Origin of the sequence: Brevundimonas sp. NPDC092305 (assembly GCF_044755415.1) — a bacterium.
Lineage (GTDB): Bacteria > Pseudomonadota > Alphaproteobacteria > Caulobacterales > Caulobacteraceae > Brevundimonas.
Map to the genome: position 1 here is coordinate 516805 of NZ_JBIVQY010000001.1, position 26043 is coordinate 542847.

Here is a 26043-nt window from a genome sequence, read left to right on the forward strand (position 1 = left end):
CGACGGGGGACGCGTAGATGTTCAGCGTATTGAATCTCCAGAGCCTGCTGGGTCTGGTCGTGATCGTCGCGGCCTGCTGGGCGATGTCGGAGAACCGCAAGGCCTTCCCGTGGCGGCTGACGCTGGGGGCGGTGGCGGTGCAGGCGGGGCTGGTCCTCGCGCTGTTCGCCATCCCGGGGTCGCAGGTCGTGCTGCATGCCATCACCGGCGCGGTCGATGGTCTGGCGCTGGCCACCAACCGGGGCACCCGGTTCGTGTTCGGCTATCTGGCTGGCGGTGATCAGCCCTATCCCGTGACCAGCCAGCCGGCGTTGTTCACCTTCGCGTTTCAGGTGCTGCCGCTGATCCTCGTGATCTCCGCCTTGTCGGCGCTGCTGTGGCACTGGAAGATTCTGAAGTGGATCACCCACGGCTTCGGCTTCCTGTTCCAGCGGACCATGGGGCTGGGCGGCGCGTCGGCGCTGGCGGTGGCGGCCAATATCTTCCTCGGCATGATCGAGAGCCCGATCGTGATCCGCGCCTATCTGGACAAGCTGACCCGGTCCGAGCTGTTCCTGATGATGGTCGTGGGTCTGGCGACGGTGGCCGGATCGACCATGGTCGCCTACGCCGCCATTCTGGCGCCGGTGCTGCCGAACGCGGCGGGGCATGTGCTGGTCGCCTCGATCGTCTCGGCGCCGGCGGGCGTGCTGCTGGCCCGGATCATGATCCCGGAGAAGCCGGGCGAGGGCGGGGCGGTCGCGGACTATGACTCCGCGCTGAAGTACGACAGCGCCATCGACGCCATCGTGAAGGGAACCTCCGACGGCCTGATGGTTGTGCTGAACATCTCGGCGGTGCTGATCGTGTTCGTGGCGCTGGTGGCGCTGGTCAATGTGATGCTGGGCTGGACCTGGGTCGGCGGCGACGTGCTGACTCTGGAGCGGATGCTGGGCTGGGTTTTCACGCCGGTGGCCTGGCTGACGGGCGTCGACGGGGCCGAAGCGGGCAAGGCGGGCTGGCTGCTGGGGGTCAAGCTGACCCTGACGGAGTTCGTCGCCTTCATCGAACTGGGCAAGGTGCCCGTCGCCGAGATGAGCGAGCGGACGCGGATGCTGATGACCTATGCGCTGTGCGGCTTCGCCAACATCGGCTCGGTCGGGATCACGGTGACGGGCCTCAGCGTCTTGATGCCCGAGCGTCGCGAAGAGGTGCTTGGACTCGTCTGGAAGGGTCTGTTCGCCGGCTTCCTTGCGACCCTGATGACCGCCTGTGTCGTCGGGGCGATGCCTATGGCGATCTTTGGATAGCTCAAAGGCCAAGGTTGAGGTTGCGTCTGTCCAGCGAGAGCGGTCAGATAGATTTGATGTCCTCCCCGATCTCATACGTTAGCACGCGCGGCCGTGCGCCCGCCGCGGACTTCGCCGAGGCCCTGCTGACAGGCGTGGCCCCTGATGGCGGCTTGTATGCGCCGAGCCGCTGGCCGCAGCTGGGCGCCGGGGCCATGGCAGATGATCCTGCCGAGCGCGCCCGGGCGGTGCTGGAGCCGTTCGTGGGGGCGTCGCTGCCGGAGGGTGCGCTGGACCGGGCGGCGCGGCGGCTGGTCGAGACCTTCGATACGGAGGAGCTGACGCCGCTGGTCGAGGTTGCGCCGGGTCTGTTCGTGCTGGAGCTGTTCCACGGGCCGACGGCGGCGTTCAAGGACTACGCCATGCAGATGGCGGCGGTGCTGGCCGAGGCGGCGCTGGCGGCCAGCGGGGAACGGTTGCTGCTGATCACGGCCACCAGCGGGGACACGGGCGCGGCGGCGGTGCGGGCGTTCGGCGGCATTGAGGGGGTCGATCTGGTCGTGCTGCATCCCCTCGGGCGGGTGTCGCCGGTGCAGCGGCTGCAGATGACCACGACGGGCGCGTCGAACGTGCTGAACCTCGCAGTGCGGGGCGACTTTGACGATTGCCAGCGGCTGGTGAAGGCCCTGCTGACCGACGACGGGCTGCGGGCAGGCCGGCGGCTGAGCTCGGTCAACTCGATCAACTGGGCGCGGCTGGCGGGGCAGATCCCCTACTATGTCGGGGCGGCGAAGGCGCTGGGCGAGGCGGCGGGGCGGGCGACCTACGTGGTTCCGACCGGCAATTTCGGCGACGCCTTCGCGGGCTGGGCGGCGCGGCGGATGGGGCTGCCGATGGGCGGGCTGGTCGCGGCGACCAATCGCAACGACGCGCTGGTGCGGGGTCTCGACACCGGCGTCTATGAGCGGACGCAGGCGGAGCCGACGGCGAGCGTCAGCATGGATGTGCAGGCGCCGTCGAACTTCGAACGACTGGTGTTCGAGGCGTCTGGCCGGGATGCGGACCTGACGCGGGGACTGTTCGAGGACTTCGCGCGCACCGGGCGTATGGCGTTGCCGGGCGACCTGCTGGCGGCGCTTCGCCGCGAGGTGTCGGCTGTCGCCGTCAGCGAGGCGGAGACGGTTGAGGAGATCCGGCGGACCCATGCGGGGAGCGGGCGTGTGATCTGCCCGCATACGGCGGTGGCGCTGCACGCGGCGCGGCGGCTGGATCGGTCGTCGGGTCCGGTGGTGGCGTTGTCGACCGCCCATGCCGCGAAGTTTCCGGAGAGCGTAGAGGCCGCGCTGGGGTTCGAGCCGGAACAGCCGCACCAGCTCGCAGGTCTCGAAGGACGGGTGGAGCGCTTCGAGACCGTGGATCCGAAGCTGGATGCGGTGAAGGCCGCGATCGGCTGACCCGGCCGCAAAGGTGCACTCAAAAAAAACGGAGTGCACATTGTGCACATTGCGCTGTCGTCCCGCCCGCACTTGACTGAAGGGAGGTAGGACGCCTTCGCGCGACGGCAAGAGAGAAGAAGGAATAAATTCCCTTCTCAGGCCGCCAGTGCGTCCGCGGTCCAGTAGTCGAGGCGGCGCAGGAAAGGCGTCGGGTCCTTGGGCGTCACCAGATTCCTGGGGTCGTGGAACAGCCGGTCGTGCAGGCGCGTCAGGGAAAAGCGGACGGCGGCGACGGCGCCGAGTTGGGGCAGGGCGGCGCGCTCGGCGGGGTCGAGCGGGCGGGTGGATTCGTAGCCGTACTGAAAGGCCTCAAGAGCGTCCGGCGACGGCGCGCCCTCATCGTCGAAGCCCCAGGCGGAGAGGGCGATGGCCAGGTCGTAGGCCCACACGTCGGTGCAGGCGAAATAGAAATCGATCAGGCCGCTGGGCGCGTCCGTGTCGAACAGCAGATTGTCCGGGAAGTAGTCGGCATGGATGGCGCCGCGCGGCAGGTCCGGATCGACGCCCGGGGCCCCGTCGACCCACGGCGCCATTCGACGCAACAGGGCAAGATCGGCGCCCTCGGCCCGGGTTTCGCAACGGGCGAAGAGGGCCCGGCGCGCCTCGGGCCCCACCGGGTTCGGGCGCTCGAGCGCGAAGTCGCGACCCGCGAGATGCAGGCGTCCCAGCAGGGCGCCGGCGGCGTGCTGGTTCTCCAGAGACGGCGCGCGCTTCCAGGCACCGGGCAGCCATTCGAGGATCGCCGCGGGGCGGGCGTTGAGCACGCCCACGGTCTGTCCGGTCTCGTCCCTGAGCGGCCGTGCGCAGGGCAGGCCGCGATCGGCAGCCTGCTCGGTCAGGCCGAGGCAGAAGGGCAGTGAGGCCGCGTCCGTCCGGCCCTCGAACAGGGTCAGGACGAACCGGCCCCTGTCAGTGTCGATCCGGTAGTTGGTGTTCTCCACCCCCTCGGCGATGGGCGTCAGGGCGTGCAGGTCGCCGAGGCCATAGCGTCTAATGAAAGGCTCGGCCTCGGCCTCCTCGACAGGGGTGAAGACGGCCATCGTCAGGCGGCCTGAAGCGCGAGGCGGCGGGCGGCGAGATCGGACAGGTCGGCCAGCAGGCTTTCCGCCGTGGCCCAGCGGCCGGCGCCGCGACCGCGGCAGCGGTAGACTGATCCGTCCTCGGCAATGACTTTCAAGGCGTTTTCCTCGCCCTTCAGACCGGCGAACAACGGGTCCAGATCGTTCGAGACGAGCCGGACGCTGGCGACAAGCTTGCCGTCCTTCAGCTCACAGCGACAGATCTGGCGCGTTCCGGCCGGCGGCAGGGCGTCGGCGCGCAGGACGTCGCGGGGGATTTCCGCGTCCTCAGGCATGACGCCAAACGCCTCGAAGGCCAGCAAACGAACCTTGGCGAGGGCGTCGAGGCCCTCAAGATCGGCGGAAGGATCTTCCTCGGCGAAGCCGGCGGTGCGGGCCTCGGCCAGAGCCTGATCGAAAGATGCGCCAGAGCCAAGACGGGCCAGCATGAAGTTGACGGTGCCGTTCAGCACCGCCTCGAACGCGGCGACGGGGCCCTCGGTGCGGGCCGCCCGCAGCGTCTCGACCATGGGGACGCCGCCTCCGACCGAGGCGGACCAGAGCAGTTTCGCGCCGCTGGTCTCGGCCAGCGCGAGAAGGCCGGCCGGGTCACGGCTGACGGCCTGCTTGTTGGCGCTGGCGACATCGATACCGCGCTCCAGAGCGGCGCGGATCACGGCGTGGCCGGCGTCGGCTTCGGAGAGGGCTTCGAGGACGATGTCCGGGTCACGCGCCATCAGGGCCTCGGGCTCCGACACCAGCAGCGGGCGGATCTGACGGGGCGAGGCGCCGGGAACGTCGCGGGGCTTGGCCGGGTTGCGCACCAGCACGCCAACGACATCGATACGCGGGTCTTCCAGCAGTCGGGCCAGAGCGCCGCCGCCCACCACGCCACAACCGGCGACCGCGACCCGCAGCGGACGGTGCGGCTCGGCGAGGCGAGGCGGGGTGGTGACCGCGCCGACGACGGTGCGGTGACCGTCGAGATAGTTGCGCACCTCGACGTTCAGCTTGCGGGTTTCGGCGAGATCGAGCGCATCGGGCTGAACCAGCCCGCCGCCCAGCGCCTTGGCCTCGGACCAGCTGGCCTGATCGTAGCGGCGGGCGTCGATGTCGGTGTTGGGGTCGCGGTCGTAGAGGCCGTCGACATCCTTCACCAGCTGGACGCTGGGCAGGCCCAGTTCGGCGGCGAGGAAAAGGGCGGTCAGATCGGAGCCGCCCCGGCCCAGAAGCACGACCTTCCCCTCCGGCGACAGGGCGCCGTAGCCCGGCACCACCACGACTTCATGCTGATCCAGCGCGCGCTCGAGGGCGGCGGGATCGAAGCCGATGGGCTTGGCGTGCTCGCTGTCGCCCTCGGCGATCAGGCCCAGTTCGCGGACCGTCAGGGTGCAGGCGCCGAGACCGACCCGATCGCAGGCGAGGGCGACCATGGCGGCCGACCGCTCCTCGCCCTGCACGACGTAGGACGGCAGGATGGAGTTGTCGTGCAACAGGCCCAAGGCGCGGGCTTCGGACAGCAGGCGATCCGTCTCGCCGGCGAAGGCCGAGACGACGGCGACGACACGACGCCCGCGCCGGACCTCGGCGTAGATGTCGGACGCCACCTTCGGTGCGTCGGCGGGCGAGACCAGCACCGAACTGCCGAACTTCATCACGACCACGGGAGCGGGTTTGGCGGGCATGGGCTGACTCTGTTTGAGGCGGGGACGGGGGAGGAGGTCGAGGTCTGACATGACGGGGGCCTTGAAAGGGGTCAATCGCGAGGGGGGTGAAATACGAAAAACCCCGCCGGGTGATCCGGCGGGGGTGGGTTGCTTGCGTTCCTGAGAGTGGTGCGCGCTAACCTGTCCCCGCCATGGGCGTGGTGGTGGTCATACCGGTCATGCCAATGACGCGCGCCATCGCGCCGCGCGAGGCGGTCGAAGCGATGGCGATGCGGGTGTCAGAGCGGACCAAGGGACCAAATCCAGTTCAGGTTCGGATGCAGGCTGACGGACAAACCGAGGGTCCGTCAACCCCGCACCGCGTGTTCGGATCACGCCCAGTGCATCTGGACGCGGTGGGCGGCGGCCCAGTGGATGGCGCGAATGCCGTCGATCACGGCGTTTGCAGCTGCGCGCGTGCCGAGGTTCCCACCCAGATCCTCGGTCACCGCACCTGCCGACAGCACGGCGGCGCAGGCGGCCTCGATAGAGCCGGCCTCATCCTCCAGTCCGAGGCTGTGACGCAGCAGCAGGGCGGCGGACAGGATGGTCCCGACCGGATTGGCCTTGTCCTGATCGGCGATGTCGGGCGCCGAGCCATGGATCGGCTCGAACAGGCCCGGACCTCCCGACCCCAGCGAGGCCGAGGGCAGCAGACCGATGGAGCCCCCCAGCACGGAGATCTCGTCCGACAGGATGTCGCCGAACATGTTCTCGGTCAGGATGACGTCGTACTCGCGCGGCTTGCGGATCAGGTGCATGGCCATGGAGTCTACGAGCGCGTGCTCCAGCTCGATGCGCGGGAATTCGTCGGCGTGGATGCGTGTCACCACCTCACGCCACAGGCGGCTGGTCTCCATGACGTTGGCCTTGTCGACCGAGGTGACCTTGCCGCGCCGTTGCTGGGCGGTCTGGAAGGCGGCGCGGGCGACGCGCTCGATCTCCGGCACAGTGTAGATGCACAGGTCCGAGGCCATGGTGTCGGTGCGGGTCTTCTCGCCGAAATAGACGCCGCCGGTCAGCTCGCGGAAGACGATCAGGTCGACGCCTTCGACGATCTCGCGCTTCAGGGGAGAACGATGAGCCAGCACCGGCGAGACCTGCAAGGGCCGCAGGTTGGCGAACAGACCCATTGCCTTGCGCAGACCCAGCAGGCCTTCTTCGGGCCGCCGCTTGCCGCCGTCCCACTGCGGTCCGCCGACCGCGCCCAGCAGCACAGCGTCCGAAGCCAGACAGGCGTCGATTGTCGCCTTCGGCAGGGGATCGCCGGTGGCATCGATAGCGGCGCCGCCGATCAGATGCTCATGAAAGCGGAACTTGTGGCCGAAGAAGTCGCCGATCACCGCCAGCACGCTCCGGGCCGCATGGGTGACTTCGGGGCCGACGCCGTCGCCGGGCAGGACGACGATGTCATAGGTTTTGGGAGAGGGCGTCATGCGGACTCTTTCTGGCGTTCGAAGGCTTCGATGGCGGGGAGACGGGCTTGAAGCCAGCCCAGGGTGTCGACTCCATCGAGCAGACACTGGCGGGCGAAGGACTCGACCGTGAAGGCAACGGGCTCAGCGTTGCCGCGCTGGATGGTGGAGGCTTCAAGGTCGATGGTGACCGGCTGGTCGGCATGGGCGGCGAGGTCGTCCCACGTCGTCTGATCGACAACGACGGGCAGGAGGCCGTTCTTCAGGGCGTTGGAGGTGAAGATGTCCGCGATCTCCGTCGAGACCACGGCCCGGAAGCCGTAGTCCAGCAGGGCCCAAGGGGCATGCTCGCGCGACGACCCGCAGGCGAAGTTGCGTCCGGCCAGCAGGATGCGGTGCTCCGTGGGATCGATCCGGTTCAGGATCGCCTCGGGCTTCGGCGAACCGTCGGCCTCGTAGCGCCAGTCATGGAAGGCCCAGGCGCCCAGACCCTCGCGGGTCGTGGTCGACAGGAAGCGGCCGGGAATGATCTGGTCGGTGTCGATGTTCGACTGCGACAGGACCACGGCCTTTGAGGTGAGTGTCTTGAAGGGTTCAGGCATCGATCGCCTCCATCAGGAAGGCGCGCGGGTCCGTCAGCACGCCCGTGACCGCTGTCGCCGCGGCGGTGGCGGGGCTGGCGAGGATGGTGCGCGAGCCCGGGCCCTGACGGCCTTCGAAGTTGCGGTTGGAGGTCGAGACCGCCAGCTGTCCGGGCGCGACCATGTCGCCGTTCATGGCCAGACACATGGAGCAGCCCGGAATGCGCCATTCCGCGCCTGCGTCGAGAAACACACGATCCAGCCCTTCGGCCTCCGCGTCGCGACGCACGGCCTCCGAACCCGGCACCACCAGCATGCGCAGGCCCGGTTTCACCTTGCGACCGCGCAGCACCTCGGCGGCGGCGCGCAGGTCGGGCAGGCGGCCGTTGGTGCAACTGCCAATAAAAACGACATCGACGGCGTGGGCGGTCGTGGCCTCTCCAGCCGCGAAGCCCATATAGGCCAGCGCCTTTTCGGCGGAGGCGTCCTTCGGCTGAGGCACGGCCTCGCCGATGGCGGAGCCGGCGTCCGGCGTCGTTCCCCATGTCGCCATGGGGCGGATGAATGAACCGTCGATGTGGATCTCGGCATCGAAGACAGCGTCGGGGTCCGACCGCAGGGTCAGCCAGTCGGCGGCCGCCGTCGCGAAGGCGGCGCCCTGCGGTGCGTGCCTGCGACCCTGCAACCATGCGACAGTCTTGTCGTCCGGGGCGATCATCCCGGCGCGGGCGCCCGCCTCGATAGACATGTTGCAGACGGTCATCCGCCCTTCGATGTCCAGCGCACGGATGGCCTCGCCGGCGTATTCGACGACGTAGCCGGTGCCCCCGCCGAAGCCGAGGCGGGCGATGATGGCAAGAGCCACGTCCTTGCCGGAAACGCCGGGCTGCAGCTGACCCGACACCGTCACGCGCATGGCCTTCGCCTTGCGCTGCAGCAGGCACTGGGTCGCCAGCACATGGCCGACCTCCGACGTGCCGATGCCGAAGGCGAGGGCTCCAAAGGCGCCGTGAGTGGCGGTGTGACTGTCGCCGCAGACCACGGTCATGCCCGGTTGGGTCAGGCCCAGCTCCGGGCCCATGACGTGCACTACGCCGCGGTGCTCGCTCTCCCAGCCCGCCAGTGAGACATTATGCCGGGCGCAGTTGGCCTCCAGTGTCTCGACCTGCGTCCGCGAGGCGGTGGTGTAATAGGGCCGCTCGCCGCTGGCGTCCGCCGGCAGGGTCGGGGTGGAGTGGTCGAGAGTTGCGAACGTCCTGTCGGGCCGGCGCACCTTCAGGCCCCGACTCTCGATCTCGGAGAAGGCCTGCGGGCTGGTGACCTCATGGACCAGATGCAGGTCGACATAGAGGACCGCCGGCGCCGCCTCCGTCTCGGAGGTAACGACGTGGCGGCTCCAGACCTTGTCGTAGAGGGTTTCAGGCCGCGACATGGGCGCGTTCCTCGACGGGGCAGGGGCGGGCGGCTTCGATGATGGCCAGCAGTTCGTGATCGTTGATCTCGCCGATCTCGTCGGCGCGGCGCTTGAAGCCGATGAATGCGTCCTGCAGGTGCTGGCCACCGACCGGTTGGCCCAGAGCGGCGGCGCGCTTGGCGACGGCGTGGCGGCCGGAGTGCTTGCCCAGCACGAACCATGTGCCCTCGAAGCCGACGTCCTGAGGGCGCATGATCTCGTAGGTCGAAGGGTCGGCCATCATGCCGTGCTGGTGGATGCCGGCCTCGTGGGCGAAGGCGTTCAGGCCGACGATGGCCTTGTTGCGGACCACCGGCGTGTGGGTGATCTCGCTCAGCAGACGGCTGGCGCGGACCAGATGGGTGGCGTCGACGGAGGTGTGCAGGCCGTAGCGGTCCGACCGGGTGCGGATCGCCATGATCATCTCCTCGATCGAGGCGTTGCCCGCGCGCTCGCCGATGCCGTTGACGGCGCCCTCGACCTGACGCGCGCCGGCCTCGACGGCGGCCAGCGAGTTGGCGACGGCCATGCCCAGATCGTCGTGGCAGTGGGCCGAGAAGACGACGTCCGGAAAGCGTGTCCGCACCCATGCTATCAGGTTGCCGAAGATGTCGCCGATCTCGCCGGGCGTAGAATAGCCCACGGTGTCGGGGATGTTCAGGGTCGTGGCGCCGGCTTCCGCGGCAGCTTCACAGACCTCTGCCAGAAACGCCGGCTCGGTTCGGATGGCGTCTTCGGGGCTGAATTCGACGTCCTCGAACCGGGTGCGGGCATAAGCGACGGAGCGGGCCGTGGCCGCCAAGACCTCGTCCGTCGTCATCTTCAGCTTGGCCGACCGGTGGATCGGGCTGGTGCCCAGGAAGATGTGGCAACGCCGCTCCTCCGTGGCGCGCAGGCCGCGCCATGCTGCGTCGATGTCGGCCTCGGTCGAACGGGCCAGCGAGCAGAAGACCGGGCCTTCCACCTCGCCGACCACGCGACGAACGCCTTCCTCGTCACCGGGGGATGCAGCGGCGAAGCCGGCCTCGACCACGTCCACGTTCATGGCGGCCAGCACATGGGCCATGCGGACCTTGTCGTCGGGCGACATGGAGAAGCCCGGCGCCTGTTCGCCGTCACGCAGGGTGGTGTCGAACACGACGACCTTGTCGGGGTCGGCGGCGACGGCTGTCTGTACCTTCGTCATGCCGCTACCTCGGGATGGAAGACGGCGGCCGGAACGGCGACGCGGGTAACGCCGAACAGCTTGTCGATCTGGCGTCCCAGAGTCTCGGAGCAGCGATTGGCGTCGCGGCCGCGCACGGTCATCTCAACGCGGCGGGCATGGCCCTCGTCGCGCAGGGCCAGGCCGTCGATGTGAAAGCCGCGGCGCTCGACAAGCCCGATCAGGCGCTGGAGCGAACCGTCGGCGCGGTCAATGTTCAGGTGCAGGGTGTTGGTGGTCATGGCTCAGGCGCCTTCCATCATTTCGGCGTTGTTCTTTCCGGGCGGGACCAGCGGCCACACGTTTTCCCGGGGATCGATGATCACGTGCGCGAGGCAGGGGCCGTCGGCGGCCAGCAGGCGGGCGATCCCGGCCTCGACCTCCTCGCGCCGGCTAATTCGGAAAGCCTCGACGCCGAAGGCCTCGGCGACCTTCACGAAGTCAGGATTGTCGGACAGGTCGATCTCGGAATAGTTCTCCGCGAAGAACAGCTCCTGCCACTGGCGGACCAGACCCAGCGAGCTGTTGTCCAGCAGCAGTATCTTGACCGCGACGCCGTAGCGGCGGGCGGTGGCCAGCTCCTGAACGTTCATCATGAAGCCGCCGTCGCCGGCGATGACCACGACCGTCGCCTCTGGATCCGCCAGCTTGGCGCCGATGCCGGCGGGCAGGCCGAAGCCCATGGCGCCCAGACCGCCCGAGGTCAGATGCGCCTCGGGTCTGGCGAAGCGACAGTGCTGGGCGGCCCACATCTGGTGCTGGCCGACGTCGCAGGCGGCGACGAAGTCGTCACCGGCGGCTTCCGACACGGCCTTCAGCAGGGCGGGGGCGTAGACGCCTTCGCCGGGCGCGTCATAGCGGAAGGCGGTGCGCTGGACCCGGCTGGCGCAGCGGATCATCCACGGATCGATGGACAGGGGCGTGTCGGCCAGATGCGCGGTCAGTGTTTCGATGCCGGGCGCGATCTCGCCCGCGACGGCGACGTGGGTCTCACGCAGCTTGCCGATTTCCGAGGCGTCGATGTCAAAGTGAACAACGCGGGCGTGCGGCGCGAACTCGGCCAGCTTGCCCGTAGCGCGGTCGTCGAAGCGGGCGCCGAAGACGATCAGCAGATCGGCTTCCTGAACCGCCTCATTGGCCGCGCGCGTACCGTGCATGCCCAGCATGCCCTGAAAGCCCGGCGCGTCGGTCGGAACTGTGCCCAGCGCGTTCAGGGTCGAGATGGACGGGATGCCGGTCTGTTCGGTGAAGGCGCGCAGTTGCTTCGTTGCGCGCCCGATCTTCACCCCGCCGCCGATGTAGATCAGCGGCTTCCTGGCGCTGCGGATCATGTCGGCCGCGCGGGCGATGGCTTCGTGGTCGATCGACTGGACGGCGTTGGAATAGTGGAAGCCGAAGTCCTCGGTGGTCTGACCGACCTGAACGTCCTTGGGCAGGTCGATCAGGACCGGACCGGGGCGACCCGAGGCGGCGATGTGGAAGGCCTCCTCGACCGCCGCCGGAACATCGGCCGGATCGCGGACCAGAATGGAGTGCTTCACGATCGGCAGGGTGACGCCCAGGATGTCTATCTCCTGAAAGGCGTCGGTGCCCATGACGCCTTGGGCGACGTTGCCGGTGATGCAGACCATCGGGATGGAATCCATCATCGCGTTGGCGATGCCGGTGATCAGGTTGGTGGCCCCCGGACCGGAGGTCGCCATACAGACCCCCACCTTGCCGCTGCGGCGCGCGTATGCATCGGCGGCGAAGGCGGCGGCCTGTTCGTGGCGAACCAGAATGTGGCGCAGGGACGAGCCGGTCAGGGCGTCATAGACCGGCATGATCGCGCCGCCGGGGTAGCCGAACACGACCTCTACCCCCAGCCGCTCCAGGGTGGAGACCAGCAGGCGGGCGCCGCTTTTGGGAGCGGCGTCGGGAGCTGACTTGAAGGCGGCGGCGGAGGTCATGATCACTGGGCTTTGATTTCAGGCGGCTTCAGACTTGGGCGCGTGCAGCCACGCCATCCGCTCGCGCAGTTTCGCGCCGGTCTTCTCGATCGGCTGTTCGCCATCGGCCTTGACCCATGCGTCGTAGCGGGGCTTGCCGGCCTCGTTCTCCGCGATCCATTCGCTGGCGAACTGACCCGACTGGATCTCGTCCAGAATGGTCTTCATGCGGGCGCGGGTTTCGTCGGTGATGACGCGCGGCCCGGACTTGACCGAGCCCCACTTGGCTGTCTCGGAGATGAACTCGTTCATCTTCGTGATGCCGCCCTCGTAGAACAGGTCCACGATCAGCTTCAGCTCGTGCATGCACTCGAAGTAGGCGATCTCGGGCTGGTAGCCGGCCTCGACCAGGGTGTTGAACCCGGACATGACCAACTCCTTGGCGCCGCCGCACAGGACGGCCTGTTCGCCGAACAGGTCGGTCTCGGTCTCTTCCCGGAACGTGGTCTCCAGCAGGCCTCCCGTCGCGCCGCCGTTGCCCTTGGCGTAGCCCATGGCGCGGTCGCGGGCCTTACCGGTCGCGTCCTTTTCGATGGCGAACAGGGAGGGGACGCCGCGTCCGCGCTGGTATTCGCGACGGACCAGATCGCCCGGACCCTTGGGCGCCACCAGAATGACGTCCATGTCCTCGCGCGGCGTAATCCGGCCGTAGATGATCGAGAAGCCGTGGGCGAACAGGATGGCCGCGCCCTGTTTGGCGTTGGGCTCGATGATGTCGCGATAGACCTCGGCCTGGATCATGTCCGGGGTCAGGATGGCGATGATGTCCGCATCCTTCACGGCATCCGCCGGCTCGGCCGTCGGGACGCCGTCGGCGGTGGCGTTGCGCCAGCCCTTGCCGCCATGGCGGACGCCGACGATCACGTCGTGGCCGGAATCCTTCAGGTTCTGGGCGTGGGCCCGGCCCTGCGAGCCGTAGCCGATGATGGCGATGCGCTGGCCAGCGATGGCGCCGGGGCGGATGTCGTCGTTAATGTAGATGGTGATGGGCATCAGGCGTTCTCTCGGGCGGATCGGGTTTCGGCGTCAGCGGGTCGCTGGACCGGCGGCGGATCGGGGATGGTCACGGCGCCCTGAGCAGCAGAGGCGACGGCGGCGCGGTATTTGGCGAAGACGCCGTGCGCCGGGCGGATCGATCGGGGGACGAAGTCCGCCCGGCGCTTCGCGAGATCGGCGTCCACGTCGATCCGGCGATTGGCGACGTCGATGGCGACACGGTCGCCGTCGCGAATGAGAGCGATTGGGCCGCCGACCGCCGCTTCCGGCGACACATGGCCGGCGACGAAGCCGTAGCTGGCGCCCGAGAAGCGGCCGTCGGTGATGAGGGCGACGTTGTGCACGCCGCGGCCCTTCAGGGCGGCGGTGACCTGCAGCATTTCGCGCATGCCGGGGCCGCCTTTGGGTCCCTCGTAGCGGATGATGATGACGTCGCCTTCGCCTACCGAGCCGTCCTGCACTGCGTGGAAGGCGTCTTCCTCGCTGTCGAAGACGCAGGCCGGCCCCTCGAAGCGATCGACCTTGTGGCCGGTCAGCTTGATGACCGCGCCGTCCGGGGCGACGTCGCCGTAGATGACGGCGTAGCTGCCGCGATCCATGACCGGGTTGCGGAAATCGGTGACGACCTGCTGGCCCGGGGTCTCCTCGGCCTTGCCCGCCTCGGCGAACAGGGTCTCGCCCGAGACGGTGGGCGCGTTCACGATCTTGCCGGCCTCGGCCAGCCGCTGGGCGACCAGACGGGTGCCGCCGGCGGCAAACAGGTGCGAGGCCAGGAAACGGCCGCCGGGCTTCAGGTCGCAGATGACCGGCGCCTCGACGCAGGCCTGATGGCAGTCCTCGACGCCGAACGGGACGCCCGCCTCGGCCGCGATGGCGGTCAGGTGCATGACGGCGTTGGTCGATCCGCCCGAGGCCGAGACCGCGACGGCGGCGTTCTTCAGGCTGGCGCGGGTGATGTATTTGCGGGCCGTGTCGCCGGCGAAGACGCGCTCGACGATCAGGCGGCCGCAGCGCTCGCCCTCCGCCGCCTTGCCCGGATCGACGGCGGGGACGTCGTTGGCGCCCATCGGCGACAGGCCCATGATCGACAGGGCCATGGCCATGGTGTTGGCCGTGAACTGACCGCCGCAGGCGCCGGCGCCGGGACAGGCCGCCATCTCGACCGCCTTCAGGCCCGCATCATCCAGCGCGCCGGCGGAGTGGGCGCCGATCGCCTCGAAGATCTCCTGAACCGAGATCTCCTTCTGGCCGATGGTTCCGGGCAGGATGGTGCCGCCGTAGTAGACCAGACCCGGGATATCCATTCGGGCCAGCACCATGGCGGCCGCCGGAATAGTCTTGTCGCAGCCCACGATGCAGATGACGCCGTCCAGCTGGTGGCCCTCGACGGCCAGTTCGATGGAGTCGGCGACGACCTCGCGGCTGATCAGCGACGCCTTCATGCCGGGCGTGCCCATCGAGATGCCGTCGGTGACGACGATGGTGTTGAAATCGACCGGATAGCCACCCGCCGCGATGATCCCGGCGCGGACGTCATCGGCCAGCCGGTCCAGATGCATGTTGCAGGGCGTGACCGACGACCAGGTGTTGACGATCGCGATCATCGGCTTGTCGAAATCGGCGTCCTGCATCCCGGCCGCGCGCAGATAGCTGCGGGCCGCGGCGCGGTTCGGACCGGCCGTGACGGCGCGGCTCCGCGCGTTGGGCGCTGGCCGGTCCTTCGGGGTGAAATATTGCGTCATGGCGAGAGGTCGTTCCGGAGAGGGTCCGGACCGCGCGCAACAAAAAACCCGCTTCCTTTCGGGAGCGGGTGGCTGCGTGCGATCCTGAGTTTGCTTAGGTCAGGTTGCGTGCGTCCACACCGCTCCGAAGAGCAGCACAAGCGATACGCCGAGAATAAGGGTGTTCAGGGCCAGTTCAGCGCTGGACGCACGCGCGACAGCGCTCGCCTTGGCGGCGATGCGACGGTCAGCAGTGCGGGCGCGATGGGCCACGTCGGCTCCTTGGGTTCAGCGCTCAGGAAAACACGGGCGACCGCACCGCACAAGAGCTTTCGCAAAAATATTGCTCTGGAGCGCCAGTTTCGCATTTCCGGCGCAAAACCCGGTCAGTGCGTCGTGTCGAACTTGTCTTGCCGCCGCTTGCCCATCAGCAGCCGCGTTTCCAGCCGTCCGCGCATGGCGTGGTAGTAGGCGCGCAGGAAGTCCATGTCGCTGGCCGAGCCGCGATTGTAGCCGATGCGGTTGGCGATCCGGTCGGCCACCGCGCGCACGGTGGCCCGCTCGGGCGTGCGCAGAACCTGCTCCAGAACCTGCAGCTCCTTGACCCCGTAGGCGTCCAGTTGGGCCACCGTGAAGTCGAAGGCGTTGCGGTGCGCGGCGCCATCATCGGCCATGTCACGCAGCAGCTTCTGGCGCGGCGCCTTGACCACCCAAGTGCCCGCGACAAGGTCGCCGGCCCGCAGCTTGTCCCGGTTGAACATGGGCAGCAGCACGAAGACCCCGCACCAGATGAGGCTGAGCAGGACCGTCCAGCCTTCGCCCTGTCCGGCGATGGGCGCGCCGATCAGCACGGTCAGCGGCAGGAACAGCTCCAGCTCACGCAACGCGTTGCGGGTGAAGACGGCGCTGAACCCGAGGCGGCCGCCGTCGCGCGAGGCGACGCGTATGCCCACGGCCCGCTTGCCCCAGGTCGCGGCCCGACCTGACATCTCGAAGAACAGGAAATAGCCGTTGCGGAGGAAGAACAGGCCCAGCAGCCAGATGATGGCGACGATCTCGGTCCCGTGCGTGGTCGCCCCGTTCGCGGCGGCCAGCAGGGCGACGATGGTCAGGATGATGACGGCCCCGATGATGATCGCCATGTCGATGACAAGGGCGCCGAACCTCTGGCCGATCGAGGCGAGTTCGAGGTTCAGGTTGACGCCTTCCGGGGTGATCAGACTGCGCTGGACCCTGACATCGCGATGCATGTGGGTCGCCGTCATGCGCGGCTCCGGCGCGGGCCATAGAAGTAGGTGAGCCAGAGCAGGCCGGTTCCGCCTGCGATCGAATAGCGGTTGATGTCGCTGGTGATCAGCTGGCGGCCGACGCCTTCAAGCACCCCGGCGATCAGCAGCATGATGACGACGCCGACCATCGCGGGTCCTGCAATCCTGCCCGCGGCGCTCAAGGCCTCGAGACGGCTGCTGGCGCCCGGGAAGGCGGCGGCCCAGCCGATGCGTAATCCGGCCGCGCCGGCGAGGATGATGGCGAACAACTCGGTCACGCCGTGGATCATCAGCCAGCCCACGAACTCGAAGCCGAGGTCCCTGGCGAAGAAGACCTGCAGCATGGCGCCCAGCATGGCTCCGTTCATCAGCAGGAGCACAATGGTCGGAGCGCCGAAAGCGAAGCCGAGGGCGAACGCCATCAGGGCGACCTGCGCATTGTGGGTGAACAGGAAGGTCGCGAACACCGACAGACCCTCGCCGCCGCCGTCATAGAGCGTCTCGCGCAGGGCGGCTCGGGAGGCGGTCGGATCGCGTCCGCCCGCCAGATCATGATCGACGAAGGCGTAGAACCAGTCGCTGTCCTGACCGACCAGCCACCAGGCGACGGCGACGCCCAGCAGGGTGAGGGCCAGCGCGATCAGCGTCTCGCGCCAGATCGTCCTGACGCTCTCGGGCCAGTCGCGGGCGAAGAAGCGGCCCAGCTGTTCCTGCGGCGTTGAGCGGGCGCCGTAGACGAAGAAATAGGCGCGGGCGGAGAGGCTCTCGAGATAGGCGATCAGGCCGGCGTCCAGAGAGGTGGCGCGGGCGACGGACAGGGACGACAGGGTCGACCGGTAGAGCACCGGCATGGCGAGGATTTCGCCGTCGGACAGGGCTGAAGGCGACCGGGTTTCAGCCTTGTCGACCAGCCCCTCCAGCCGCTTCCAGTCGGCCTGCCGCTCGCTCCGAAAGCGCTGACTTTTCAGCTCGATGTCGATCACAGCAGATCCCGTCGCTTAAGGTCGAGATAGACGTTCAGCGCCTCCGGTCCGAGGCGATCCGCCGGGGCCTCGACGATGTGCGCGCCCAGTCGGCGCAGGCGGCCGAGGACGACGTCGCGTTCTCTCAACAGGGTGGCGGCGACCACGGCGCGGGAGACGTCCTCGGGCGTCTCGGGAACAGCGGAGACCAGTCCTTCCAGCTCGTCATCCCGCATCACCACGAACAGGACCAGATGTTTGCGGATCAGGCGGCCGACGCTCTCGATCATCAGTTCGGCGGACGTCGAATCCGCGAACTCGGTGAAGATGACGATCAGCGAACGGCGCTTCAGAGTAGCCGACAGACTGGTCAGGCCGAAGGCGTAGTTGGTCTCTTCGGTTCCGTAGTCGATGTTCGCCGCCTGCCGCACCAGCAGGGGGAAGGCGCCCACTCCGGTCACCGCACCGGTCGACAGCCGTGGGCGTCCGTCGAAGGCGAACAGACCCGCCCGGTCGCCCCCGCGCAGGGAGGCGTAGGCGAGGATCAGGGCGCCGTGGATGGCGCGGTCGATGCGGGGCGCGCCGTCGACCGGCTCGCTCATCGTGCGCCCGCAGTCCAGCGCCATGACCACCTGGTGATTGCGCTCGATGCGGAACTCCTTGGCCAGCAGGGTGTGGTGACGGGCGGACTGCTTCCAGTCGACGGTCCGCCGGTCCATGCCGGAATGGAAGTCGCGCAGGGCGTGGAACTCGGCGCCTTCGCCCACATCGAGTTGGACCTTAGCGCCATGCTGGTCGTCGCGGCTGAACATCCGCAAGGCTTCGTCCTCGATGCGGCGAATGTCGCTGCCGACCGGGGTTTGCACGGGGAGAGGGCGGCGCGTCTGACGCCAGATCAGGCCCAGCGGCCCGCGCCAGCGCACGATGGCCTCGTTGAATATCGCGGTCCCGCGGCGCTCAGGTTTCAGCGGGAAGGCGAACTCAGTCTCGGATACCCGTCTGCCACGCGACTGCTCCAGACCGACACGGGCCTCGGCATCGAGCGCCGCCTCCAGCTTCTGGTGGACCGCCCGACCGTTACCGAAGTCGACGATCAGCCGCGCTTCCGACGGCGCGGCGACGGCGAGATAGCCGGGGACGTCCAGTCTTACGTCGGCTGAGCGCGCCGGCGCGGCCAGCACCGCATCGACCACCATCAGCAACCCCAGACCCAGCAGCCAGCCGGGCGCCGCCAGCCACAGGTTCGGCTGCATGAGTGCAGCGACCAGGGCCAGGGGGGCGCCGATCAGGGCGGCCAGCACGCAGGGGCGCGTGGGGTAGATCATCGCGGGGCGGGGACCGTATCGATCAGGGCGGCGATCACGTTCTCGGCGCGGCGGCCCTCGATCTCCGCGGCGGGTGACAGGACGACCTTGTGGCGCAGGGCGGGCAGGGCGAGGCCCTTCACGTCATCCGGGATCACGAAGTCCCGACCTTCCAGCACCGCACGCGCCCGGGCCGCCAGCGACAACATGGCGCCGGAACGCGGCGAGGCGCCGGTCTGCAGGTCGGCGCTCTCGCGGGTGGCGCGGATCAGGTCCACGACATACCCGCCGATCTCTGGCGACAGCCGCACCTGACCGACGGTGGCGATGGCCGCCGACAGGGCGGCGGCGTCCGCGACGGGCTGAACGCCGAGCGCGACCGGGTCCGGCATGCCGGCGTGCGAGCCGTGGGATTCGACGATCCGCAGCTCATCCTCGCGCGACGGATAGTCGAGCACCTGTTTGAAAAGAAAGCGATCCAGTTGGGCCTCAGGCAGGGGATAGACGCCCTGCTGTTCGATGGGGTTCTGGGTGGCGATGACGGTGAAGCGATCGCTGAGCGGGTGGGTGTCGCCATCGACGGTGACCGACCGCTCCTGCATCGCCTCCAACAGGGCCGCCTGTGTCTTGGGCGGGGTGCGGTTGATCTCGTCGGCCAGCAGCAGGTCGCAGAAGACCGGGCCGCGGGTGAGGGTGAAGGTCGAGGTCTGGAAGTTGAAGATGTTGGACCCGAGGATGTCGCCGGGCATCAGGTCTGGCGTGAACTGGATGCGGCCGAATTGAAGATCGAGCGCGCGGGAGAAGCTCTGGGCCAGCAGGGTCTTGGCGGTCCCGGGCGGTCCCTCCAGCAGGATATGCCCGCCACAGAACAGGGCGGTCAGCATCAGGTCCACCGTCCCGGTCTGGCCGACCACGGCCTTGGAGACCTCTGCGCGTATACGGGCGGCGATCGCCCCGACTTCAGCCACGTCCACGCGTCATCTCCGATTTCCAGGTGTTCAGGGCGCGGGCGACCGTCATCAGGTCGTTCGCGTTGGACGCCTTGTCCGCCTCGGCGGCGAGGGCGTCGTAAGAGGTGGTTGCGCCCTGTCGGGCGGCGAGGCGGTCGAGCAGGGCGGTCAGAGCCTCGCGCGACAGATTGGGCGGGGCGGACACGGCCTTGGCCGCCTGACCCCGCATCAGTTCCGCATAGGGCGCGGCCATGCTTTTTTCGCGGCGGGCCAGCCGGACGAGCGCCGCCGTGTTGTCAGCCAGCGCCTTCTTGCCCAGCGCCACGGCCCGGCGCGTATGCCGGTGCGGTGCGAACCGGACCGCCGCCTGCCAGCCCACCAGCGCCACGGCGGCCAGCAGACACAGGGTGAAGCCGAGCAGGGGCGGCTCAAGCAGCAGGCGCAGGACGCTGCGCGGCCGGCCGAAGCCGTTCAGCGAGAGGTCGAACACCACGCTGTCGCCCGGCACGATCGCGTCGATCACTGCAAGGGCGGTTCGCGCCTTGGCGGCGTCGTTCAACCCGCGGGTATTGAGCAGGTCCGGGTCTGAGAGGACATAGATGCCAGTGTCTTCATGATAGGCGAGGATGGCACGCCGGCTTCCGTCCTCGATGACCGGATTCCAGCCCGGGCCGGAAAGGGTGCGCAGACCCTCCACGGGCGCGCCGGGGGTGAACCCGCCGTTCCGTTGAAGCTGGGGTACGCTTCGACCGGGCGTCGTGGTGAGCGTCAGGTCCTTGCGAAGGTCCTCGGGCAGGGCCGTCAGCACATCTTTTGAACCGATCTGCGCCACGGGGCCGACCCATCCCCGATGCCGGGGATCGCCCATCGCCTGCCATTTGGGCAGGATGATCAGGGTGGCGTCCGGCCCCTGCCGGGCGGCGTCGAGCATCTTTCTGTCGGCTTCGGGCGGGGGCGCCAGGATCACCAGCGTGTCCGAGTAGCCCGTGCGAAAGCCCCGGCTGAGGACGACCGTCTTGCCTGTATCCTTCAGCAGGCGAACGACGCCGGCATATCCGATCGCGGACTTCGACAGGGCGTGGGCCCGGCCGTCGTCGCCCTTGTCCAGTTCCGGGGCGAAGGCGCCGAGGACGCCGATGCCCGACAGGGCGAAAACCGCAGCCAGAACCAGCGCGATCACGACGACGGGCCGGAACACCGCCTGGGCTTTTGACGAGACGGCCTCCGTCACGCGCGCCTCCACACGTCGGGGAAGGCGAAAGCCTCGTAGGCCTGCCGGCAGGCGGTGAAGGTCTCGCGGTCGACGTCGCGCCCGCCGAACAGACTGGCCTCCACCACCTGTGCGATGCGGTGGAACGCCGGGCGGGCGGCTTCCGGAAGGCGGCTCAGCCCGCCGATGTCGCGAGAGGTGAAGGCGGGGCGAACGAGGTTCGGCACTCGCGCATCGATGTCGCCGATGCTGCGCAACAGGATCAGGTGAACCGCTTCGGCGAAACGCCCCTGCTCGGCCAGTGCGTCCGCGTCGGACAGCAAGGCCAGAGCGGCCGCAGATGTCGGACGCCACTCCGGTTCGGCTGCCTTCGCTTTCGCCTTCTTCGAATCCGGCAGGCGGATGCGCAGCACTTCCCGCACGATCAGCCAGAGCAGCGCGCCTACGATGGCGGCGACCCCGAGCCAGAACAGGATCTCGAACACCGGCGCCATGGCGCCGAAGAATTCAAGCAGTCCCTTCAGCCAGCCCGGCGGGGGCGGGGGCGGGGGGATGGCCGCGATCTCGAACTGCAGGGACTTGTCGGCGGAAACGGCCGCGTGAGCCGCGGCGAAATCACCGCTGCCCGCGGCGGAACCGCTCGCGTCCGCCGCGTTAATGACCTGCACCTTGCGCCCCATGCGGGTGGAACGATGCCCGCTGGAAATCCGGAAGTCGAGCGGCGAGAACGCCGTTTTCGACAGTTCCGAAGCCTTCACATTCGGTTTCCGTACCGCCTGTGCGGCGACATGGGCGTTTGCCAAACCGCGACGGTTGCCTCGATAGTCCTGTCATCGACCAAGAACGGCGTCCGTCAATCGCGGAGCCATAACGGCGGCGGCTCGAATCGCGGCCAGAGGAAACGGACAGATCCCATGCGCACCGCCGCCTCCCTACTTGCCCTGACACTTGCACTGGCCACGCCCGCCGTCGCCTTTGCGCAGGTTTCGACGCCGGCTTCTGAGAACGTTCTCACCCATCCGGACCGCTGGCCCCGAGCCGCATCGCCGGACGCCATGAGCGACCCGCGCACCGAGGCCTTCGTCGCCGATCTGCTTTCGCGGCTGACGGTCGAGGAGAAGGTGGGCCAGATCATCCAGGGCGACATCTCGTCGGTGACGCCCGCCGATCTGGCGCAGTATCCGCTCGGCTCGATCCTCGCGGGCGGCAGCTCCGGGCCGTGGGGCGACGACAAGGCGCCGGCGGCGAAATGGGTGGAGCTGGCGCAGGCCTTCCGCGCGGCGGCGGCGGCACGTCCGGGGGCCAAGGTGCCGCTGATCTACGGCATCGACGCCGTGCACGGGCACAACAATGTGCCCGGCGCGACCATCTTTCCGCACAACATCGGACTGGGCGCGGCGCGTGATCCGCAACTGATCCATGACATCGGCGTGGCTACCGCGCTGGAAGTCGCCGCGACGGGCGCGGACTGGACCTTCGGGCCGACGCTCGCCGTGCCGCAGGACGATCGCTGGGGCCGCACCTATGAGGGCTATTCCGAGAATCCCGAAGTGCAGCGCGCCTATGCCGGGCCTATGACGCTGGGCTTGCAGGGCGAGCTGTCGGCAGACGGTTCGCTGGCGCCGGGGCGCATCGCCGGGTCGGCCAAACACTATCTGGCGGACGGCGGCACAGCCGGCGGCAAGGATCAGGGCGACTTTCAGGGGACCGAACAGGAGCTGATCGACATCCATCTGGGCGGCTATCCGGCGGCGATCGACGCCGGGGTGCTGTCGGTGATGGCCAGCTTCTCGAGCTGGAACGGGGTCAAGCACTCGGGCAACGCCGGCATCCTGCGTGACGTGCTGCATGGCCCACTGGGCTTCGACGGCTTCGTGGTGTCGGACTGGAACGCCCACGGCCAGCTGCCGGGCTGTTCGAACGAAAGCTGCCCGCAGGCGATCATCGCCGGCATCGACATGCTGATGGCGCCGGACAGCTGGAAGGCGCTGTACGACAGCACGCTCGCGCAGGTGAAGTCGGGCGAGATTCCGATGGCGCGGCTGGACGAGGCGGTGACGCGGATCCTGCGCGCCAAGGTCAAGGCCGGCGTGTTCCGCGAAGAGCGTCCGGTCGAGGGTCGTCTGGAGGTGATCGGCTCGGCCGAGCACCGGGCGCTGGCCCGCAGGGCCGTGCGGGAATCGCTGGTGCTGCTGAAGAACGAAGGCTCGGTCCTGCCGATCCGCGCCGGCGCGCGGGTACTGGTGGCCGGGACCGCGGCGGACGACATCGGTCAGGCGGCGGGCGGCTGGACCCTGAGCTGGCAGGGAACGGGGAACACCAACGCCGACTTCCCGCAGGGCCAGTCGATCTGGGCCGGGATCGAGGAGGCGGTGAAAGCCGCGGGCGGTCAGGCCTCGCTGAGCGCAGACGGCGCCTTCACCGACAAGCCGGACGTGGCCATCGTCGTGTTCGGCGAGACGCCCTACGCCGAATTCCAGGGAGATCTGGACAATCTGGACTTCGCGCCGGAAGGGCCGCTGGAAACCCTTCGCAAGCTCAAGGCTGCGGGTATTCCGACGGTGTCGGTCTTCCTGTCCGGCCGACCGCTCTGGACCAATCCGGAAATCAACCAGTCCGACGCTTTCGTCGCCGCCTGGCTGCCGGGAACCGAGGGCGGCGGCGTGGCCGACGTCCTGATCGGCGACCGTGAGGGCAAGGCACGCAACGACTTCAAGGGAACGTTGTCCTTCAGCTGGCCGAAGACGGCGGCCGGCCAGCCGCTGAATGTCGGCCAGCCGGGTTATGACCCGCAGTTCGCCTATGGCTACGGTCTGACCTATGCCGCGCCCGCATCGGTGGGCGCCCTTTCCGAGGAGTCGGGTGTGGGCGGCGAGACCTCGACGGTCGATCGCTATCTGGTCGACGGCCGCATGGTGTCGCCGTGGTCGTTCATGCTGCGCGATGGCGGGGGCGAGTTCCGCATGAACTCCGAGCGTACGGCCCAGTCGCCGCGCGGCCTGCTGCGGCTGGCGGTCAGTGACGGGTCTGCGCAGGAGTCCGCCCGCACCCTGACCTTTACAGGGCCGAGCCAGGCGGTGGTTGCGGGCGCGCCCGTTGATCTGACCCGGCAGGCGAACGGCGAACTGGCCCTGTCCTTCCGCTATCGCGTCGATGCGCCGGCTCAGGGACCGGTGCATCTCGGTGTGGGATCAGCGGCTGTGCCGATCACCGACCTGCTGGCTGCGGCTCCGACGGGCGAGTGGCGGACGATGAAGGTGCGGCTGTCCTGTTTCCGGGATGCGGGGGCCAATGTGGCGTCGGCCGACGTGCCCTTCGTGCTCGCCGCGACAGGGGCCCTGACCATCACGGTCGAGGACATCCGGCTGGCGCCGAACAACAACGACACGGTCTGTCCGGCGACGTGATCGCGCATCAAGCCAAAAGCCGCATCGGTCGATAGCGGCTTTGGCTTAGACCCGCGCGAGGGCGGTCGATACCGTTCTGGCTCAGGGCGCGACTACAGCGCCGGGCGGCGAGGGCCGTCATTGAGCGAGGAAGTCGATGTCCAGAATGACGCCTGCGGAGATGGCCGCCACGATCGGCGGCGGCCTGCTGTCCTTTCCGGTCACCCACTTCGACCGCGAGCAGCGCTTCGTTGAAAAGGACTATCGCGAGCATTGCGCGTGGATGCTGGAGTATGAGCTCGCCGGCCTGTTCGCCGCCGGGGGCACCGGTGAGTTCTTCTCACTGCAGCCGACCGAGGTCGAGCAGGTGGTGAGAGCCGCCGTGGCCGAAACGGCCGGGCGCACGCCGGTGGTGGCGGGCTGCGGCTATGGGACGGCGATCGCCGTCGATCTGGCCAGGTCGGCCGAGGCGGCCGGCGCTGACGGCATCCTGCTGCTGCCGCCCTATCTGATGGTCCCGGGGCAGGAGGGTCTGGCGGCCCACATCGAAGCGGTGTGCAAGTCCACGAAGCTGGGCGTCATCGTCTACAACCGCGACAACGCGATCCTCAACGAAGACACGCTGGCGAAGCTGTGCGACCGCAATCCGAACCTCGTCGGGTTCAAGGACGGCGTGGGCGACATTGAGCTGATGATGCGGGTCTATGCGCGCATGGGCGACCGGCTGACCTACATCGGCGGCCTGCCGACGGCCGAGACCTTTGCACCCGCGTATCTGGAGATGGGCGTGACGACCTATTCTTCGGCCATCTTCAACTTCGTGCCGGACTTCGCGCTGAACTTCTATCGCGCCGTCCGCGCCCGCGATCACGCCACGATCATGAGCGGCCTTCGCGAGTTCGTGCTGCCCTACATCGCCCTGCGGAACCGTGGCCGGGGCTACGCCGTGTCCATCGTCAAGGCGGGCATGACCGCGATCGGCCGGACGGCCGGGCCGGTGCGCACGCCGCTGGTCGATCTGAGCGATGGCGAACTGGCGGAGCTAAAGGCGCTGATCGCCCGCGTTCAGCCGGACGCGCCCAAGCTCGCGGCGAACGCCTGAGAAGGCCTGTCCGGTGAGCGCCGGACGGCCTAAAGCTGACGGTCCCGACCAAGAATGGGCGTGACCATGTTCGAACTCAGCCAACTTCGTTGCTTCGTCGCCGTGGCGGAGGAGCTCCACTTCGGGCGCGCCGCCCAACGCCTGAACATGACCCAGCCGCCGCTGAGCCGGCAGGTGCAATTGCTGGAGCGTATTCTGGGGGTACAGCTTCTGGACCGGACCAGCCGCTCGGTGCGGCTGACCGCGGCCGGGCGAGCCTTCCTGATCGAGGCGCGGCGCATCCTGCGGCTGGCCGACAGCGCGGCGCTGGCGACGCGGCGGATCGCGAGTGGGGACGCGGGCAGGGTGGCCGTCGGCTTCACGGCGGCCTCGGGCTACAGCTTCCTGCCAAGACTGGTCGATCTGGCGCGGACGCGGCTGCCCAATGTCGATCTGACGCTGAGAGAGCTGGTGTCGGGCGAGCAGATCGAGGCGCTGGTGACCGGGCGGATCGATCTGGGTCTGGTGCGGCCGCCGCTGACCCGGCCCGAGTTCGACAAGGTGCGTGTGCTGTCAGAGCCCTTGGTGGCGGCGCTGCCGTCCGGCGATCCCCGGCTGGAGAAGGCGACGATCGAGCTGACCGACTTCGACGCCCTGCCGATGGTGATGTATTCGCCCGAGGGCGCCGGCTACTTCCATGACATGCTGATCGGCATGTTCGACGCGGTGGATGTGTCCCCGCTCTATGTCCAGCACATGAGCCAGATCCATTCGATCCTTGCTCTCGTCCACGCGCGGATTGGAGCGGCTGTGGTGCCGCAGGCGGCGATGCGCCTGCACTTCGACGGGGTCGAATTCCGTCCGCTGAACACCGTGCCGGTCGAACCGGTCGAGCTTTTCGTCGCCTGGCGCCGCGACAACGACAATCCCAGCCTGAAACCCTTGCTCGACCTCATCGAGGCTGAGGTCGGGGAAACGCCCACCTAGACGAGGACG

General features: G+C 68.5%; 22 protein-coding genes. 5 read left to right on the forward strand and 17 right to left on the reverse strand.

Going from position 1 to position 26043, the window contains the following annotated elements; all coding sequences use genetic code 11:
• Nucleotides 1-17 precede the first annotated feature (17 nt).
• Complete coding sequence (locus ACIQC9_RS02565; RefSeq protein WP_400612085.1) at nucleotides 18-1289, forward strand: NupC/NupG family nucleoside CNT transporter; 1272 nt, start codon at nucleotides 18-20, stop codon at nucleotides 1287-1289.
• Nucleotides 1290-1345: 56 nt separating this feature from the next.
• Nucleotides 1346-2722 (forward strand): threonine synthase, encoded by a 1377-nt coding sequence (thrC, locus tag ACIQC9_RS02570; protein ID WP_400612087.1) that lies wholly within the window; start codon nucleotides 1346-1348, stop codon nucleotides 2720-2722.
• Nucleotides 2723-2859: 137 nt separating this feature from the next.
• Here the strand turns inward: thrC and ACIQC9_RS02575 are convergent, their stop codons facing one another.
• From ACIQC9_RS02575 to ACIQC9_RS02655, 17 genes are all read right to left on the reverse strand, one after another.
• Nucleotides 2860-3804 (reverse strand): homoserine kinase, encoded by a 945-nt coding sequence (locus tag ACIQC9_RS02575; RefSeq protein WP_400612089.1) that lies wholly within the window; start codon nucleotides 3802-3804, stop codon nucleotides 2860-2862.
• Between the two features lie 2 nt (nucleotides 3805-3806).
• The gene (locus ACIQC9_RS02580; protein WP_400612091.1) at nucleotides 3807-5507 is read right to left on the reverse strand and encodes a homoserine dehydrogenase; all 1701 of its coding nucleotides are present in this window, start codon (nucleotides 5505-5507) and stop codon (nucleotides 3807-3809) included.
• A gap of 353 nt (nucleotides 5508-5860) precedes the next feature.
• Nucleotides 5861-6964, reverse strand: coding sequence for a 3-isopropylmalate dehydrogenase (leuB, locus tag ACIQC9_RS02585; RefSeq protein ID WP_400612093.1), 1104 nt, complete (start codon nucleotides 6962-6964; stop codon nucleotides 5861-5863).
• Complete coding sequence (gene leuD / locus ACIQC9_RS02590; protein ID WP_400612095.1) at nucleotides 6961-7545, reverse strand: 3-isopropylmalate dehydratase small subunit; 585 nt, start codon at nucleotides 7543-7545, stop codon at nucleotides 6961-6963. Before leuD ends, leuB begins: the two co-directional genes overlap by 4 nt.
• Nucleotides 7538-8956: a 3-isopropylmalate dehydratase large subunit gene (gene leuC / locus ACIQC9_RS02595; RefSeq protein ID WP_400612097.1), complete on the reverse strand. Its 1419-nt coding sequence runs from the start codon at nucleotides 8954-8956 to the stop codon at nucleotides 7538-7540. The genes leuD and leuC overlap by 8 nt, the downstream gene beginning before the upstream one ends.
• Nucleotides 8943-10163 (reverse strand): 2-isopropylmalate synthase, encoded by a 1221-nt coding sequence (locus ACIQC9_RS02600; protein ID WP_400612099.1) that lies wholly within the window; start codon nucleotides 10161-10163, stop codon nucleotides 8943-8945. Before ACIQC9_RS02600 ends, leuC begins: the two co-directional genes overlap by 14 nt.
• Nucleotides 10160-10423 (reverse strand): ACT domain-containing protein, encoded by a 264-nt coding sequence (locus ACIQC9_RS02605; RefSeq protein WP_400612101.1) that lies wholly within the window; start codon nucleotides 10421-10423, stop codon nucleotides 10160-10162. Before ACIQC9_RS02605 ends, ACIQC9_RS02600 begins: the two co-directional genes overlap by 4 nt.
• 3 nt (nucleotides 10424-10426) lie before the next feature.
• Nucleotides 10427-12130, reverse strand: coding sequence for an acetolactate synthase 2 catalytic subunit (gene ilvG / locus ACIQC9_RS02610; RefSeq protein ID WP_400612103.1), 1704 nt, complete (start codon nucleotides 12128-12130; stop codon nucleotides 10427-10429).
• An 18-nt stretch (nucleotides 12131-12148) separates the two neighbouring features.
• Nucleotides 12149-13162, reverse strand: a complete 1014-nt coding sequence (gene ilvC, locus ACIQC9_RS02615; RefSeq protein ID WP_400612105.1) for a ketol-acid reductoisomerase — start codon at nucleotides 13160-13162, stop codon at nucleotides 12149-12151.
• Nucleotides 13162-14907 (reverse strand): dihydroxy-acid dehydratase, encoded by a 1746-nt coding sequence (locus ACIQC9_RS02620; protein WP_400612107.1) that lies wholly within the window; start codon nucleotides 14905-14907, stop codon nucleotides 13162-13164. Before ACIQC9_RS02620 ends, ilvC begins: the two co-directional genes overlap by 1 nt.
• 99 nt (nucleotides 14908-15006) lie before the next feature.
• The gene (locus ACIQC9_RS02625) at nucleotides 15007-15159 is read right to left on the reverse strand and encodes a hypothetical protein (protein WP_400612109.1); all 153 of its coding nucleotides are present in this window, start codon (nucleotides 15157-15159) and stop codon (nucleotides 15007-15009) included.
• Between the two features lie 113 nt (nucleotides 15160-15272).
• Nucleotides 15273-16151 carry an RDD family protein gene (locus tag ACIQC9_RS02630; protein WP_400612111.1) on the reverse strand — a complete coding sequence of 293 codons (879 nt, stop codon included), beginning with the start codon at nucleotides 16149-16151 and terminating at the stop codon, nucleotides 15273-15275.
• On the reverse strand, nucleotides 16148-17137 hold the full coding sequence (locus tag ACIQC9_RS02635; RefSeq protein WP_400612112.1) for a stage II sporulation protein M: 990 nt from the start codon (nucleotides 17135-17137) through the stop codon (nucleotides 16148-16150). Before ACIQC9_RS02635 ends, ACIQC9_RS02630 begins: the two co-directional genes overlap by 4 nt.
• Nucleotides 17134-18441, reverse strand: a complete 1308-nt coding sequence (locus ACIQC9_RS02640; protein WP_400612114.1) for a DUF58 domain-containing protein — start codon at nucleotides 18439-18441, stop codon at nucleotides 17134-17136. Before ACIQC9_RS02640 ends, ACIQC9_RS02635 begins: the two co-directional genes overlap by 4 nt.
• Nucleotides 18438-19394 (reverse strand): AAA family ATPase, encoded by a 957-nt coding sequence (locus ACIQC9_RS02645; RefSeq protein WP_400612116.1) that lies wholly within the window; start codon nucleotides 19392-19394, stop codon nucleotides 18438-18440. Before ACIQC9_RS02645 ends, ACIQC9_RS02640 begins: the two co-directional genes overlap by 4 nt.
• The gene (locus ACIQC9_RS02650) at nucleotides 19381-20601 is read right to left on the reverse strand and encodes a DUF4350 domain-containing protein (RefSeq protein WP_400612118.1); all 1221 of its coding nucleotides are present in this window, start codon (nucleotides 20599-20601) and stop codon (nucleotides 19381-19383) included. The genes ACIQC9_RS02645 and ACIQC9_RS02650 overlap by 14 nt, the downstream gene beginning before the upstream one ends.
• Nucleotides 20598-21338 (reverse strand): DUF4129 domain-containing protein, encoded by a 741-nt coding sequence (locus ACIQC9_RS02655; protein WP_400612120.1) that lies wholly within the window; start codon nucleotides 21336-21338, stop codon nucleotides 20598-20600. The genes ACIQC9_RS02650 and ACIQC9_RS02655 overlap by 4 nt, the downstream gene beginning before the upstream one ends.
• 156 nt (nucleotides 21339-21494) lie before the next feature.
• On the opposite strand from ACIQC9_RS02655, the gene ACIQC9_RS02660 reads away from it, so the two are divergent.
• The 3 genes from ACIQC9_RS02660 to ACIQC9_RS02670 all read left to right on the forward strand — a co-directional run bounded on the left by ACIQC9_RS02660 (nucleotide 21495) and on the right by ACIQC9_RS02670 (nucleotide 26034).
• On the forward strand, nucleotides 21495-23987 hold the full coding sequence (locus ACIQC9_RS02660; RefSeq protein WP_400612122.1) for a glycoside hydrolase family 3 N-terminal domain-containing protein: 2493 nt from the start codon (nucleotides 21495-21497) through the stop codon (nucleotides 23985-23987).
• 136 nt (nucleotides 23988-24123) lie between these two features.
• Nucleotides 24124-25068, forward strand: coding sequence for a 5-dehydro-4-deoxyglucarate dehydratase (gene kdgD / locus ACIQC9_RS02665; protein ID WP_400612124.1), 945 nt, complete (start codon nucleotides 24124-24126; stop codon nucleotides 25066-25068).
• Nucleotides 25069-25134: 66 nt separating this feature from the next.
• Nucleotides 25135-26034 carry a LysR substrate-binding domain-containing protein gene (locus ACIQC9_RS02670; protein ID WP_400615361.1) on the forward strand — a complete coding sequence of 300 codons (900 nt, stop codon included), beginning with the start codon at nucleotides 25135-25137 and terminating at the stop codon, nucleotides 26032-26034.
• Nucleotides 26035-26043 lie beyond the last annotated feature (9 nt).

Bases quoted from the DNA above. Each gene is read 5' to 3' on its own strand.
- ACIQC9_RS02565 (WP_400612085.1), top strand. From the start codon at position 18: ATGTTCAGCGTATTGAATCTCCAGAGCCTGCTGGGTCTGGTCGTGATC.
- thrC (WP_400612087.1), top strand. From the start codon at position 1,346: ATGTCCTCCCCGATCTCATACGTTAGCACGCGCGGCCGTGCGCCCGCC.
- ACIQC9_RS02575 (WP_400612089.1), bottom strand. From the start codon at position 3,804: ATGGCCGTCTTCACCCCTGTCGAGGAGGCCGAGGCCGAGCCTTTCATT.
- ACIQC9_RS02580 (WP_400612091.1), bottom strand. From the start codon at position 5,507: ATGCCCGCCAAACCCGCTCCCGTGGTCGTGATGAAGTTCGGCAGTTCG.
- leuB (WP_400612093.1), bottom strand. From the start codon at position 6,964: ATGACGCCCTCTCCCAAAACCTATGACATCGTCGTCCTGCCCGGCGAC.
- leuD (WP_400612095.1), bottom strand. From the start codon at position 7,545: ATGCCTGAACCCTTCAAGACACTCACCTCAAAGGCCGTGGTCCTGTCG.
- leuC (WP_400612097.1), bottom strand. From the start codon at position 8,956: ATGTCGCGGCCTGAAACCCTCTACGACAAGGTCTGGAGCCGCCACGTC.
- ACIQC9_RS02600 (WP_400612099.1), bottom strand. From the start codon at position 10,163: ATGACGAAGGTACAGACAGCCGTCGCCGCCGACCCCGACAAGGTCGTC.
- ACIQC9_RS02605 (WP_400612101.1), bottom strand. From the start codon at position 10,423: ATGACCACCAACACCCTGCACCTGAACATTGACCGCGCCGACGGTTCG.
- ilvG (WP_400612103.1), bottom strand. From the start codon at position 12,130: ATGACCTCCGCCGCCGCCTTCAAGTCAGCTCCCGACGCCGCTCCCAAA.
- ilvC (WP_400612105.1), bottom strand. From the start codon at position 13,162: ATGCCCATCACCATCTACATTAACGACGACATCCGCCCCGGCGCCATC.
- ACIQC9_RS02620 (WP_400612107.1), bottom strand. From the start codon at position 14,907: ATGACGCAATATTTCACCCCGAAGGACCGGCCAGCGCCCAACGCGCGG.
- ACIQC9_RS02630 (WP_400612111.1), bottom strand. From the start codon at position 16,151: ATGACGGCGACCCACATGCATCGCGATGTCAGGGTCCAGCGCAGTCTG.
- ACIQC9_RS02640 (WP_400612114.1), bottom strand. From the start codon at position 18,441: ATGATCTACCCCACGCGCCCCTGCGTGCTGGCCGCCCTGATCGGCGCC.
- ACIQC9_RS02660 (WP_400612122.1), top strand. From the start codon at position 21,495: ATGCGCACCGCCGCCTCCCTACTTGCCCTGACACTTGCACTGGCCACG.
- kdgD (WP_400612124.1), top strand. From the start codon at position 24,124: ATGTCCAGAATGACGCCTGCGGAGATGGCCGCCACGATCGGCGGCGGC.
- ACIQC9_RS02670 (WP_400615361.1), top strand. From the start codon at position 25,135: ATGTTCGAACTCAGCCAACTTCGTTGCTTCGTCGCCGTGGCGGAGGAG.